The sequence below is a fragment of the Pseudomonas sp. WJP1 genome (assembly GCF_028471945.1).
Lineage (GTDB): Bacteria > Pseudomonadota > Gammaproteobacteria > Pseudomonadales > Pseudomonadaceae > Aquipseudomonas.
In genome coordinates, this window is the sequence record NZ_CP110128.1 from 4,755,764 (window position 1) to 4,770,256 (window position 14,493).

Genomic DNA, 14,493 nt, shown 5'->3' on the forward strand with positions numbered 1-14,493 from the left:
CACAACTTATGAAACCTCACTTAGCCAAACACCATACCCTGTGGGAGCGAGCCTGCTCGCGATGGCGGCATTACATTCAACATCAATGTTGACTGACCCAACGCTATCGCGAGCAGGCTCACTCCTACAGGGTTCTGTGTTTTATTCCTGGATCACGTCCGCACCCTTGGGAATGTCGAACTTGAACTTGGAGGCCGGGATCGGCTCGTTGGCCTTCACCCCGGTGAACAGGATATTGGTGCGCTGGCCGACACTGTCGATCAGCTGCATGTCATTGACCAGGCCATTGCGGAACGACAGGCGCAGGCTGTCGAACAGGGTGTCCTTGGTTTTCGGCTTCAAGGTGAAGTCGATCACGCCGCCGGCTTCCTTGGCGCTGATGTCGAAGCTCTGGCTGATCTTCGACACGTCACCGGACAGCAGCAGCGCTGGCGTCTGGGTCAGGCGCTGATCGAGGTTCTTGATGGTGGCCTGCTCCAGGTCCGGGTCCCACAGGGTGACCTTTTTACCGTCGGAGACCATGGTCTGCTCGGCAGGCGCATTGGTGTGCCAATAGAACAGGCCCGGGCGCTGCAGCGACATCTCGCCGGCGGTTTCCTGCAACTGGGTACCGGTGCCATCCAGGGTCAGCTGGGAGAAACGCGCGGTCAGGGTCTGGGATTTTTCCAGCAATTGGGTCAGGCGTGCCACGTCCTTGTCATCGGCGTGGGCCGAGAGCGTGCTCAAAGCCAGTACCGGCAGCAACAGCATGCGGATCAGACGCATGGGAGTCCTCATAACATTCGTGGGAGTGCGGGCGGCGCCTTGAGGCGCCGCCCCTTTTCAGTATCGGGTCAGTCGCGTACCGGGCCAGGGGCCAGGACTTCACGCGAACCGTTGGTGTTCATGGACGTCACGACCCCGGCCATTTCCATGGCTTCGATCATGCGTGCGGCGCGGTTGTAGCCGATCTTCAGTTTGCGCTGAACCGCGGAGATGGACGCGCGACGGCTTTCCAGGACGAACTGTACCGCTTCGTCATACAGCGCGTCGGCCTCGGGATCATCGCCATCGCCGCCACCGCTGCTGCCTTCAAAGCCGCTGCCGGCCTCCTCGACACCGTTGAGGATGTCGTCGTTGTATTCCGGCGCACCGCGCAGTTTCCAGGCCTCGACCACGCGGTGAACCTCGTCGTCGGACACGAACGCACCGTGAACCCGGATCGGCAGGCTGGTACCCGGCGGCATGTACAACATGTCACCGTGACCCAGCAATTGCTCGGCGCCACCCTGGTCGATGATGGTCCGCGAGTCGATCTTGCTCGACACCTGGAACGCCATACGGGTCGGGATGTTGGCCTTGATCAGGCCGGTGATCACGTCCACCGACGGACGCTGGGTCGCGAGGATCAGGTGGATGCCCGCCGCCCGCGCCTTCTGGGCGATACGGGCGATCAGTTCTTCAACCTTCTTGCCGACGATCATCATCATGTCGGCGAATTCGTCGACGACCACCACGATGGTCGGCAGCTTCTGCAGCAATGGCGCTTCGTCGTGGATGCTTTCGCGCTTGTACAGCGGGTCGCTCAATGGTTCGCCGGCGTCCTGGGCTTCCTTGACCTTGGCGTTGAAGCCGGACAGGTTACGCACGCCCATCTTCGCCATCAGCTTGTACCGTCGCTCCATCTCGGCAACGCTCCAGCGCAGGGCGTTGGCGGCGTCCTTCATGTCGGTCACAACCGGGCACAGCAGGTGCGGAATGCCTTCGTAGATCGACAGTTCAAGCATTTTCGGGTCGATCATGATCAGCTTGGCGTCATCCGGGCCAGACTTGAACAGGATCGACAGGATCATCGCGTTCACCCCCACCGACTTACCGGAACCGGTGGTACCGGCCACCAGCAGGTGCGGCATCTTCGCCAGGTCAGTGATTACCGGCTTGCCGCCGATGTCATGGCCCAGGGCCAGGGTTACCGGGGACTTGAAGTTGTCGTACTCGGGGGTCGACAGCACTTCGGAGAAACGCACGATCTGCCGGTCTTCGTTGGGAATCTCGATACCGACCGTGGTCTTGCCCGGAATCACTTCCACCACACGTACGCTGGTCACGGCCAGGGAACGCGCCAGGTCTTTCGCCAGGTTGGAGATACGGCTGACCTTGACCCCGGCCGCTGGCTGGATCTCGTAACGGGTAATCACCGGACCCGGGTGAATCGAATCCACGGTGACTTCGACGCCGAATTCCTTGAGCTTGATTTCCAGCAGGTGGCCGACGGCCGCCAGGGATTCGGGCGAGTAATTGAGTTGTTTCTTTTCCGCCGGGTCGAGGATCGAGATCGGCGGCAAGGTGCCTTCCACGGCGCTGTCGACGAACAACGGCGCCTGTTTTTCTTTTTCCACGCGCTTGCTCGGCGCTGGCGGCTTGGGTGGCGCCGGGGCAATCACCGGCGGTACCTGCTTCTCGCGCTCGGACATGTGCTTGCTCAGGGCCTGCTCGCGCTCGATCAGGCGCTCCTTGACCTTGGCCTGCTCACGCTTGTCGGTGACGGTCGGCGCGACCACATCGTGCACGCGCTCATCGACTTCACGCAGCTGCGCCACCAGTTGCTTGCGCTCGGTACGGGCCGCCCACCAGCGATTGGCGGCGCCCTGGAACAGTTCGAACAGGTCGAGGGTGATCTTGCCGGTAACGTCCATCACCTTGAACCATGACAGGTCGGTGAACACCGTGAGACCGAACAGGAACAGGGCGATGAACAGCAGCGTGCTGCCCTGGATGTTCAGCGCGTTTTTCGCCAGGTCGCCAAGGCTCTCGCCCAGCGCCCCGCCGGCGCCGGCCGGCAGACCGGTCGCGGCATGGAAATGGATGTGCGCCAGCGCGGCACCGGACAGTACCAGGAACACCAGGCCGATCAGGCGCCAGGAAAACAGCCAGCCGCTCCACTCCCACGGCTCGTGGCGTTGGCGGAAGATCTGATAGGCCTTGATCGCCAGCAACAGCGGAAAGATATAGGCAAAGTAACCCAGCACCATGAACAGGATATCGGCGCTGTAGGAGCCTGCCGGGCCGCCGAAGTTCTGAACGTCGTCGATCTTGCTGTTATGGCTCCAGCCCGGATCATCTTTGCCATAGGTCAGCAAGGCCATCATCAGGAACAGGCACAGCGCACCGATGGCGATCAATGCACCTTCCTTGAGGCGGTAGTGCAAGTGCTGACGCCAGAGTGGAACAACTGTCTTGGGTGCTGCGGTGGATTTCTTCAAAACCTGTTTTTCCTGCGCCACGGGCGCGTCCATCTGTTGAATGACTATAAAACTGCCCAATCCAGGCAGGTAAAAAAGTTAACAGGCGTAACCGGGACTACTTTTAACACTGCGCATCGGTTTTCATAAACACGAAACGCGATGCCAATTTTGTTACAAACACTGTTACAGCCAGGCATTGTACGGGTTTGTACGTCCGATGCCATGCTGGCAACTCTTGGGTGTAGCATAGTCAACAGCACATTACGTGCGACTCAATTTGAGCACGCATTCTCTTTTGTGACAAAGGCTTATGAGGTGTTTTTATGAGTGTAGCGAAGCATTCCCGCCTGATCATCCTCGGTTCCGGCCCCGCGGGTTACAGCGCAGCCGTGTATGCCGCTCGCGCCAACCTCAAGCCCGTTGTCATTACCGGCATACAGGCCGGTGGCCAGCTCACCACCACCGTGGAAGTCGATAACTGGCCAGGCGATGTCGAAGGCCTGACCGGCCCGGTCCTGATGGAGCGCATGCAAAAACACGCCGAGCGCTTTGCCACAGAGATTGTTTACGACCATATCCATACCGCCAAGTTGCAACAGCGCCCCTTCGAACTCATCGGTGACAGCGGCACTTATACCTGCGACGCGTTGATTATCGCCACTGGCGCCTCGGCACAGTATCTGGGGCTGCCCTCGGAAGAGACCTTTGCCGGCAAAGGGGTTTCTGCCTGCGCGACCTGCGACGGCTTCTTCTATCGCAACCAGGTGGTCGCGGTGGTGGGCGGCGGCAATACCGCCGTTGAAGAGGCGCTCTACCTGTCGAACATTGCCAGCGAAGTCCATCTGATCCACCGTCGCGACAAGTTGCGCTCGGAAAAGATTCTCCAGGACAAACTCTTCGAAAAAGCCGCCAAGGGCAATATTCGCCTGCACTGGAACCAGAACCTGGACGAGGTGCTGGGCGATGCCAGTGGCGTGACCGGCGCACGCCTGCGCGACAGTCATAGCGGCGCCATCACCGAGCTTGCGCTGACTGGCGTGTTCATCGCCATCGGTCACAAGCCCAATACCGACCTGTTCGCCGGCCAACTGGAGATGCGTGACGGCTATCTGCTGGTAAACGGTGGCAGCGAAGGCAATGCGACGGCCACCGCCATCGAAGGCGTGTTTGCCGCGGGTGACGTCGCCGACCACGTCTATCGCCAGGCCGTCACCTCCGCCGGCGCCGGCTGCATGGCCGCCCTGGACGCGGAAAAATACCTCGACGACATTCCCGCCGTTTGACGGCACACTTCACGGCGGGCCCGACGCCCGCCATCGCCCTCCCCTTCTGTAAGCCCTGACGCCATGCTGACCTGGTTACAACGCAACACCCTGACGTTCCCGGCCCTGGAAAAGGCCATGCGCGATCCCAATGGGTTGCTGGCAGCCGGTGGCGACCTGTCCGCCGATCGACTGATCCAGGCCTACCGCCATGGCTGCTTCCCCTGGTTTTCCGAAGGCCAGCCGATTCTCTGGTGGTCGCCGGACCCTCGCACCGTGCTGTTTCCCGATGAACTGCACGTGTCCCGCAGCCTGAACAAACTGCTGCGCCAACAACGCTACCAGGTGACCTTCGACCAGGATTTTGCCGCGGTCATCCGCGCCTGCGCCGCCCCCCGGGAATATGCGGACGGCACCTGGATCACCGAAGCCATGCAGGACGCCTACATCGAACTGCACAAACGCGGCCATGCGCATTCGGTGGAGGTCTGGGACCAGGATGAACTGGTGGGCGGGCTGTATGGACTGGCGATGGGCCAGCTATTTTTCGGCGAATCCATGTTCAGCCTGGCCGACAATGCCTCGAAATTTGGCTTTGCCACACTGGTGCGACATCTGAAAGACTCGGGTTTCGTGCTCATCGATTGCCAGATGCCCACCGATCATTTGCACAGCCTGGGTGCACGAGCGATTCCGCGCCGGGTGTTCGCCGATTACCTGGCGCAGCATCTGGATAAGCCCAATCGTGCAACCTGGGTTTGCTGAGCGACTTTTGCCCGTGTGGCTTACACTTATTCAAAAGCTTATCCCGAGGGTTGATCATGACCGAGTTGGCGCGCTTGAAGTTTTATGCCACTCAACCCCACTCCTGCAGCTATCTGCCCGAGGAGCAGGCCACGACCCTGTTTCTCGACCCTAGCCAGCCCATGGATGTGCACGTGTACGCAGATCTGTCTGAAATGGGTTTTCGGCGCAGCGGCGACCATCTGTATCGCCCGCACTGCCAGAATTGCAATGCGTGCGTACCGGCGCGCATCCCTGTAGGGCAATTCACACCCAATCGTCAGCAAAAACGTATTTTCAAACGCAACGCCGATTTGCAGGTGCGCCCCGCCAAGCCGGGTTTCAGCGAAGAATATTTCGATCTTTACCAGCGCTACATCGAAGAACGCCATGCCGATGGCGACATGTACCCGCCCAGCCGCGATCAGTTTTCCACCTTCCTGGTTCGCGACCTGCCGTTTTCGCGGTTCTACGAATTTCGCCTTGAGGGTCGACTGCTGGCCATCGCCGTCACCGATCTTCTGCCGAACGGTCTGTCGGCGGTCTACACCTTCTATGAGCCTGCCGAAGAGCGCCGCAGCTTGGGGCGCTACGCCATCCTCTGGCAAATCGCCGAAGCCCGGCGCCTGGGGCTGGACGCGGTTTACCTGGGCTACTGGATCAAGAACTGCAAAAAAATGAGCTACAAGACCCAGTATCGACCCATCGAACTGCTGATAAACCAGCGCTGGGTCGTCCTGAACTAGAGCAGGCCCTAAACCCCTTGGCTTAAACACCACTTTTCGGGCACAATGCACGCCGCTTTTGCCTGGCGCAGTTGCACCGGGCCATTCATTGGACACCGAGGGCTTTACTGCATGTCGAAAGAAGACAGCTTCGAAATGGAAGGCACTGTCGTCGACACCCTGCCCAACACCATGTTTCGTGTGGAGTTGGAAAATGGGCACGTCGTAACCGCGCATATTTCCGGCAAGATGCGCAAGAACTACATTCGTATTCTTACCGGTGACAAAGTGCGCGTCGAGCTGACGCCCTATGACTTGAGCAAAGGGCGCATCACTTACCGCGCTCGCTAATCAAGTCAATACAAGACGCCCGGCTTATGCCGGGCGTTTTTGTTTGCCTGGGATTTCATTGCCCCCCTGTAGGAGTGAGCCTGCTCGCGATAGCGTCATTTCAGCCAACATTGATGTCACTGACATACCGCCATCGCGAGCAGGCTCACTCCTACAGGGGATCGCGGTGATTTGACAGGCAACAAAAAGGCGCCAATTGGCGCCTTTTTATTTTGCTTCTGAACGTCAGGCCATTTCAGCCGTGGTTTCGAACTCGAAGGTCAGCTCGCCGTCCTTCAGATCGATATGAACCACGCCACCATGGTCGGCCAGTTCGCCAAACAGGATCTCTTCCGCCAGCGGACGCTTGATCTTGTCCTGGATCAAACGTGCCATTGGGCGAGCGCCCATAGCCGTGTCGTAGCCAGTTGCCGCCAGCCAGCCTCGTGCAGCGTCGGTCACTTCCAGCTGCACGCGCTTGTCTTCCAGCTGCGCCTGAAGTTCGGTAAGGAACTTGTCCACCACGCTCTTGATGACCTCATGGCTGAGGCGACCAAACTGGATGATGGTGTCCAGACGGTTGCGGAACTCTGGGGTGAAGCTCTTCTTGATCACTTCCATCGCATCGGACGAGTGGTCCTGATGGGTGAAACCGATCGAAGCGCGGGCTGCGGTTTCGGCACCGGCGTTGGTCGTCATGATGACGATCACGTTACGGAAGTCGGCCTTGCGCCCGTTGTTATCGGTCAGCGTCCCGTGGTCCATGACCTGCAGCAGCAGGTTGAAGACTTCCGGATGCGCCTTCTCGATCTCATCGAGCAACAGCACGCAGTGTGGCTGCTTGGTGATGGCTTCGGTCAGCAGACCGCCCTGATCGAACCCGACATAGCCTGGAGGCGCACCGATCAGACGCGATACGGTGTGGCGCTCCATGTACTCGGACATGTCGAAGCGAATCAATTCGACACCCAGCGCCTTGGCCAGCTGACGCGCCGCTTCGGTTTTACCGACACCGGTAGGACCTGCGAACAGGAACGAACCGACTGGCTTGTCAGGCGACTTGAGGCCGGCACGGGACAGCTTGATCGCGGTCGCCAGCGAATCGATCGCCGCGTCCTGACCAAACACCGTCAGCTTCAGGTCACGCTCAAGGTTACGCAGCAGCTCTTTGTCGGAACTGGTGACGTGTTTTGGCGGAATCCGTGCGATTTTCGCGACGATATCCTCGACTTGAGGCACTTCGATGCGTTTGACCCGCTTTTCCACCGGCTGCAAGCGCTGGAAGGCACCCGCTTCGTCGATGACGTCGATGGCTTTGTCCGGCATGTGCCGGTCATTGATGTAGCGCGAAGCCAGCTCGGCAGCGGCGCGCAGGGCCTCATCACTGTATTCGATATTGTGATGGGTCTCGAAACGCCCTTTCAGGCCGCGCAGGATACCGATGGTGTCTTCCACCGAAGGCTCCGACACATCAACCTTCTGGAAGCGCCGGGCCAGGGCTCGGTCCTTCTCGAAGATCCCGCGGAATTCCTGGAAGGTGGTCGAACCGATGCAGCGGATATCACCGGACGACAGCAGCGGCTTGAGCAGATTCGAGGCATCCATGACGCCACCGGACGCGGCACCCGCACCGATGATGGTGTGGATTTCGTCGATGAACAGGATCGCCTGCGGACGTTTTTTCAGCTCATTGAGCAACGCCTTGAAGCGCTTCTCGAAATCGCCGCGGTATTTGGTCCCGGCCAGCAAGGCACCCAGGTCAAGGGAGTAAACCACGCTGTTGGCCAGCAGGTCCGGTACCTGGTTGTCGACAATGCGCTTGGCCAGGCCTTCGGCAATCGCGGTTTTACCCACGCCCGCCTCGCCCACCAGCAACGGATTGTTCTTGCGACGACGCGCCAGGATCTGGGCGACGCGCTCGACTTCCAGCTCACGGCCTACCAATGGATCGATTCGACCCTGGCGCGCGAGTTCATTAAGGTTGCTGGCATAAGCATCCAGTGGATTGCCTGAAGATGAAGACTCACCGCCCTCGTCGTCCTGCATATCTTGCTCACCCTCAGAGTGATCGCCGTGCCCTGGCACCTTGGAAATGCCGTGGGCGATGTAGTTGACGACATCGATACGGGCAACGCTCTGCTGTTTCAGCAGGAACACTGCCTGACTCTCTTGCTCACTGAAGATCGCGACCAGCACGTTGGCGCCAGTCACTTCGCGTTTGCCCGAGCTCTGTACGTGAAACACAGCACGTTGCAGTACACGCTGGAAGCCCAGGGTTGGCTGGGTTTCGCGATCCTCGTCATGCACGGGGATCAATGGCGTGGTGGAGTCGATGAACTCCTGCAGGTCATGCTTGAGTTTGTCGAGGTTCGCGCCGCACGCACGCAAAACGGTGGCGGCAGCCTCATTGTCCAATAGGGCCAGCAGAAGATGTTCGACGGTCATGAATTCATGACGCTTCGAACGAGCCTCCTTGAAGGCAAGATTGAGGGTGACTTCGAGCTCGCGGTTTAACATAGCTTCACCTCATACCCAAGTGGTCGGCGATTAACCGTCCTTCTCGATTTCACAGAGTAGCGGATGCTGGCTTTCCCTGGCGTACTGGTTGACCTGCATGGCCTTTGTCTCGGCGATGTCGCGGGTAAACACTCCACATACTGCCCGTCCTTCTGTATGGACGGCCAGCATGACCTTGGTCGCCAGCTCGCGATTCAGGTTAAAAAACACCTCGAGCACTTCGACGACGAAATCCATCGGTGTGTAGTCATCATTGAACAAAACCACCTTGTACATCGGCGGTGCCTGTAAAGCAGGCTTGGCCTCCTGAACAGCAATGCCTGCGGAATCGTCGTCGTGTTCCTCCGGGCGGTCTTTCTGGAGAAACGGGCGATCCTGATTGAATGTTAGTCGAATCTGGCTGATTGCATGCATGGAAAGAAAGGTTCGTCAGTTGTGCAAATACAGTGGTGGGGGCGGTCTTGGGCGATTTCAACTCCGACTGCCTGGTCACCTTGACTATCGGCAAAACGGTGTTACAACCAATAGAGCCCACAGTGGGTAAAAAAGGTCCGCGGAGTCAACTTTTTTCCTAAGAAGTGACTGCGGATGTACTGGATGATACTCCAGTGATGGAGTCTGTTGCAGAGGGAGTTGGGTATGGCTGTTGGTAAAGTGAAATGGTTCAACAATGCCAAGGGTTACGGTTTCATCAATGAGGAGGGCAAGACAGAAGACCTGTTTGCCCACTACTCGGCCATCAAAATGGATGGTTATAAAACCCTGAAAGCCGGTCAGGCTGTCGTGTTCGATATCATTCAGGGACCGAAAGGCCTGCATGCCGTGAATATCGGCAACCCAGTGGATGCTTCGAAAGCTGCAACGCCTGCCACGCAACAGACCGTGACGGTTTAACACCGCACCGTCATCCAGTCATAAAAAAACCGCCCGACTCAATCAAGTGAATCGGGCGGTTTTTGTGCGCCTGTCGTTTGCTTACATGTGCTTGATCAGCGCTTCACCGAACCCGGAAGACGACACCAGCGTTGCGCCTTCCATCAGGCGCTCGAAGTCATAGGTCACGGTCTTGGCCTTGATCGCGCCATTGGTGCCCTTGATGATCAGGTCCGCCGCCTCGGTCCAGCCCAGGTGACGCAGCATCATTTCTGCCGAAAGGATCACCGACCCCGGGTTGACCTGGTCCTTGCCGGCATACTTCGGTGCAGTACCGTGGGTGGCTTCGAACATGGCCACGGTGTCGGACAGGTTGGCACCTGGCGCGATACCGATACCGCCCACTTCCGCCGCCAGGGCGTCGGAGAGGTAGTCACCGTTGAGGTTCAGCGTGGCGATCACGTCGTATTCGGCTGGACGCAGCAGGATCTGCTGGAGCATGGCGTCGGCGATGGCGTCCTTGACCACGACTTCGCGGCCGGTTTTCGGGTTCTTGAATTTCATCCACGGGCCGCCATCGAGCAGCTCGGCGCCGAATTCTTCCTTCGCCACCTCATAGCCCCAGTCCTTGAAGGCGCCTTCGGTGAATTTCATGATGTTGCCCTTGTGCACGATGGTCAGCGACTTGCGGTCGTTATCCACCACGTATTGCAGGGCCTTGCGCACCAGACGCTTGGTGCCTTCTTTCGAAACCGGCTTGATGCCGATGCCGCAGTCCTGGTCGAAACGGATCTTGGTTACGCCCATTTCTTCTTTCAGGAACTTGATGACTTTGGTGGCTTCCGGCGAGCCGGCCTTCCACTCGATACCGGCATAGATGTCTTCGGAGTTCTCGCGGAAGATCACCATGTCCACGTCGCCAGGTTTTTTCACCGGGCTAGGCACACCTTCGAACCACACCACCGGCCGCAGGCACACATACAGGTCCAGCTGCTGGCGCAGGGCAACGTTGAGCGAGCGGATACCGCCACCGACCGGCGTGGTCAGCGGGCCCTTGATGGAAACGACGTAATCTTTAACGGCATCCAGGGTTTCCTGGGGCAGCCAGGTGTCCTGGTCGTAGACTTGTGTAGCTTTTTCGCCAGCATAGACTTCCATCCAGGAAATCTTGCGCTTGCCCCCGTAGGCCTTTTCCACGGCAGCATCGACAACCTTGATCATGACGGGGCTGACGTCGACGCCAATGCCGTCGCCTTCAATGAACGGGATGATCGGATTATCAGGAACATTGAGAGAATGGTCTGCATTGACGGTGATTTTGTCGCCGACGGCTGGAACCTGAATCTTCTTGTAACCCATGCTGAACTCCATTGATTGGATTGAACATCTGGCTTGGTTCGAGCGTAACCCAGTTAAATCGGCGCGCAAACCCTATGTTCTATTCATATGCCGCAAAGCCATGTAACCCGCGAGCTACAAGCCTGAAAGCAAAGGGAAAAACGCCAAACTCAAGCACGATGAATGACATTACGCGCAGCTCGCCCCTGCGACCTTTAGACCAATGGACGACAATCGATGCGTATGAAGCATCGGCAGATTGCCAGCTACCTATGTATAATGCTGCCGCTGACTAAAGGGTCACGTCAGGCTGAACAGCTCTACGACGAGTGTTTCCGCCCGATGAGAGGGTCTGCTACCGCAGCCCTTCTGCTTGACGCCCTACTGATGCACCCAACATCACAGCAACGAAATCTCGATATTCGGCTCATGGATGACTTTGAACGAACGCGCTTACCCGGCGCCCCTCGAGTTTCTGCGCACGCTTTAGCAAAGAAGAGAGAGTTAATCCGAATATGCCCACCCGCTCGAAGATCATCTATACCTTCACCGACGAAGCTCCCGCCCTCGCCACCTATTCACTGTTGCCTATCGTAGAGGCCTTCACCGCCTCGGCTGATATCGCCGTTGAAACCCGCGATATCTCTCTTGCAGGGCGCATCCTGGCCAGCTTCCCCGAGCAATTGGGCGACAAAGCCGTAGCCGACCACCTCGCCGAACTGGGCGCCCTGGCCGTTACGCCTGAAGCCAACATCATCAAGCTGCCGAACATCAGCGCCTCGGTTCCGCAGCTGCAAGCCGCGATCAAGGAACTGCAAGCCCAGGGCTACGCACTGCCGGACTACCCGGAAACCGTGACCTGCGACGCCGACAAAGAAGCCAAGGCGCGCTACGACAAGGTCAAGGGCAGCGCCGTGAACCCGGTACTGCGCGAAGGCAACTCCGACCGTCGCGCCCCGCTGTCGGTCAAGAACTATGCGCGCAAGCACCCGCACAAAATGGGCGCCTGGGCTGCAGACTCCAAGTCCCACGTCGCTCATATGAGCAGCGGTGACTTCTACGGCAGCGAAAAAGCCGCCCTGATCGACGCCCCAGGCGCGGTCAAGATCGAACTGATCGCTCAAGACGGCACCACCACCGTCCTGAAAGAAAAAACCAGCGTTCAGGCTGGCGAGATCCTCGACTGCGCCGTGATGAGCAAAAACGCCCTGCGCGCTTTCATCGCCGCTGAAATCGAAAGCGCCAAGGCACAAGGCGTGCTGCTGTCGGTTCACCTGAAGGCCACCATGATGAAGGTCTCCGACCCGATCATGTTCGGCCAGATCGTTGCCGAGTTCTACAAGGACGCCCTGGCCAAGCACGCTGACGTGCTGGCGCAGATCGGCTTCAACCTGAACAACGGCATCGGCGACCTGTACTCGCGCATCAAGGCATTGCCTGCCGAGCAGCAAGCCGCCATCGAAGCGGACATCCAGGCGGTCTACGCCGTTCGTCCGTCGTTGGCCATGGTCAACTCCGACAAAGGCATCACCAACCTGCACGTGCCGAGCGACGTCATCGTCGACGCCTCGATGCCGGCAATGATCCGCGACTCCGGCAAAATGTGGGGCACCGACGGCCAGCTGCACGACACCAAGGCCGTGATCCCGGATCGCTGCTACGCCACCATCTACCAGGCAGTGATTGAAGACTGCAAGGCCAATGGCGCGTTCGATCCAACCACCATGGGCAGCGTGCCGAACGTTGGCCTGATGGCGAAAAAAGCCGAAGAGTACGGTTCCCACGACAAGACTTTCCAGATCAAGACCAACGGTGTTGTCCGCGTGACCGACACCAACGGCACCCTGCTGCTGGAACAGTCGGTTGAAGCCGGCGACATCTTCCGCATGTGCCAGACCAAAGACGCGCCGATCCAGGACTGGGTCAAGCTGGCCGTCAACCGTGCTCGCGCCAGCAGCACTCCGGCGATCTTCTGGCTGGACCCGATGCGCGCCCACGACGGCGTAGTGATCGAGAAAGTCCAGGCTTACCTGAAGGATCACGACACTGCCGGCCTGGACATCCAGATCATGGCACCTGTCGACGCAATGAAATTCACCCTGCGCCGCACTCGCGAAGGCAAGGACACCATCTCGGTAACCGGCAACGTATTGCGCGACTACCTGACCGACCTGTTCCCGATCATGGAACTGGGCACCAGCGCCAAGATGCTGTCGATCGTTCCGCTGATGAATGGCGGCGGTCTGTTCGAAACCGGCGCTGGCGGTTCGGCTCCGAAGCACGTGCAACAACTGCTGGAAGAAAACTTCCTGCGTTGGGATTCCCTGGGCGAGTTCCTGGCCCTGGCCGCTTCCCTTGAGCATTTGGGTGTGAACTACAACAACCCGAAAGCCCTGGTACTGTCGAAAACCCTGGACCAGGCCACCGGCCAGTTCCTGGACAACAACAAGTCGCCATCGCGCAAAGTCGGCAACATCGACAACCGCGGCAGCCACTTCTACCTGGCGCTGTACTGGGCTCAGGCCCTGGCTGCCCAGACTGAAGACACTGCACTGCAAGCGCAGTTCGCGACCCTGGCCAAGACCCTGACCGAGAACGAAGCAACCATCGTTGCCGAGCTCAACGCCGTTCAAGGCAAGCCAGTGGACATCGGCGGTTACTACCACGCCAATGCCGAGCTGATCAGCAAGGCCATGCGCCCAAGCGCAACCTTCAACGCGGCGGTAGCTGCGCTGGTTTAAGGTTGTAAGGGAACATCACAAACCCCGGCCATGTGCCGGGGTTTGTGTTTTCAGGCTCCACACAAATTTATCTGTCGAAACCGCCCCCTGTGGGAGCGAGCCTGCTCGCGATAGCGGTATATCATTCAACATTGACTTACCTGACCCACCGCTATCGCGAGCAGGCTCACTCCTACAGTGGATCGTGTTTCAACAATGGAAATCGAGGATGTTTATGGACTGGAAACCCCACATCACCGTCGCCACAATCGTCGAAGACAACGGCCGCTTCCTGATGGTCGAGGAACTCAAGCACGGACGCGTGGTACTCAACCAGCCCGCCGGCCACCTGGACCCCAACGAAACCCTGACCGAGGCCGCGGTGCGCGAAACCCTCGAGGAAACCGGTTGGGACGTCGAAGCCACCGGCGTACTGGGCATTTATCTCTATACCGCCCCGAGCAACGGCGTAACCTATCAACGGGTCTGTTTCATCGCCAAACCGTTGAAACATCACCCCGAGTATCAACTGGACGACGGCATCGTCGGCGCCAAGTGGTTGACCCGCGAAGAATTAATCGGCCAGCGCGACAACTGGCGCAGCGAACTGATCATCCGTTGCATTGACGATTATCTGGACGGAAAACACTTCGGCCTCGAATTGATCCGCCCTTCTCTTTAGCCTTGCAGGCCCGAGCCTGTTAGAATCGCGTCCTTTTTC

12 protein-coding genes are annotated in these 14,493 nt (G+C 58.7%); 7 read left to right on the top strand and 5 right to left on the bottom strand.

The window, feature by feature from the left end:
• Positions 1-141 precede the first annotated feature (141 nt).
• Positions 142-765 carry an outer membrane lipoprotein chaperone LolA gene (lolA, locus tag OH720_RS21380; protein WP_008062032.1) on the bottom strand — a complete coding sequence of 208 codons (624 nt, stop codon included), beginning with the start codon at positions 763-765 and terminating at the stop codon, positions 142-144.
• Between the two features lie 68 nt (positions 766-833).
• The gene (locus OH720_RS21385) at positions 834-3,242 is read right to left on the bottom strand and encodes a DNA translocase FtsK (RefSeq protein WP_180206869.1); all 2,409 of its coding nucleotides are present in this window, start codon (positions 3,240-3,242) and stop codon (positions 834-836) included.
• Between the two features lie 305 nt (positions 3,243-3,547).
• On the opposite strand from OH720_RS21385, the gene trxB reads away from it, so the two are divergent.
• From trxB to infA, 4 genes are all read left to right on the top strand, one after another.
• Positions 3,548-4,507: a thioredoxin-disulfide reductase gene (gene trxB, locus OH720_RS21390; protein ID WP_272602824.1), complete on the top strand. Its 960-nt coding sequence runs from the start codon at positions 3,548-3,550 to the stop codon at positions 4,505-4,507.
• 63 nt (positions 4,508-4,570) lie between these two features.
• On the top strand, positions 4,571-5,251 hold the full coding sequence (aat, locus tag OH720_RS21395) for a leucyl/phenylalanyl-tRNA--protein transferase (RefSeq protein ID WP_272602825.1): 681 nt from the start codon (positions 4,571-4,573) through the stop codon (positions 5,249-5,251).
• A 56-nt stretch (positions 5,252-5,307) separates the two neighbouring features.
• Positions 5,308-6,015: an arginyltransferase gene (locus OH720_RS21400; RefSeq protein WP_008062021.1), complete on the top strand. Its 708-nt coding sequence runs from the start codon at positions 5,308-5,310 to the stop codon at positions 6,013-6,015.
• Between the two features lie 111 nt (positions 6,016-6,126).
• A complete protein-coding gene (gene infA / locus OH720_RS21405) occupies positions 6,127-6,345 on the top strand; it encodes a translation initiation factor IF-1 (RefSeq protein ID WP_002553999.1) in 219 nt (72 codons plus the stop codon).
• Positions 6,346-6,570: 225 nt separating this feature from the next.
• Here infA and clpA read toward each other — a convergent pair whose 3' ends face one another.
• Positions 6,571-8,841, bottom strand: coding sequence for an ATP-dependent Clp protease ATP-binding subunit ClpA (clpA, locus tag OH720_RS21410; RefSeq protein ID WP_008062019.1), 2,271 nt, complete (start codon positions 8,839-8,841; stop codon positions 6,571-6,573).
• A 30-nt stretch (positions 8,842-8,871) separates the two neighbouring features.
• Positions 8,872-9,255, bottom strand: a complete 384-nt coding sequence (gene clpS, locus OH720_RS21415) for an ATP-dependent Clp protease adapter ClpS (protein WP_008062017.1) — start codon at positions 9,253-9,255, stop codon at positions 8,872-8,874.
• Between the two features lie 225 nt (positions 9,256-9,480).
• On the opposite strand from clpS, the gene cspD reads away from it, so the two are divergent.
• On the top strand, positions 9,481-9,735 hold the full coding sequence (gene cspD / locus OH720_RS21420) for a cold shock domain-containing protein CspD (RefSeq protein ID WP_272602826.1): 255 nt from the start codon (positions 9,481-9,483) through the stop codon (positions 9,733-9,735).
• 81 nt (positions 9,736-9,816) lie between these two features.
• Here the strand turns inward: cspD and icd are convergent, their stop codons facing one another.
• A complete protein-coding gene (gene icd / locus OH720_RS21425; protein WP_007951441.1) occupies positions 9,817-11,073 on the bottom strand; it encodes an NADP-dependent isocitrate dehydrogenase in 1,257 nt (418 codons plus the stop codon).
• 494 nt (positions 11,074-11,567) lie between these two features.
• On the opposite strand from icd, the gene OH720_RS21430 reads away from it, so the two are divergent.
• The gene (locus OH720_RS21430; RefSeq protein ID WP_008062015.1) at positions 11,568-13,793 is read left to right on the top strand and encodes an NADP-dependent isocitrate dehydrogenase; all 2,226 of its coding nucleotides are present in this window, start codon (positions 11,568-11,570) and stop codon (positions 13,791-13,793) included.
• Positions 13,794-14,007: 214 nt separating this feature from the next.
• Positions 14,008-14,454, top strand: a complete 447-nt coding sequence (locus OH720_RS21435) for an NUDIX hydrolase (protein WP_272602827.1) — start codon at positions 14,008-14,010, stop codon at positions 14,452-14,454.
• Positions 14,455-14,493: the final 39 nt, after the last annotated feature.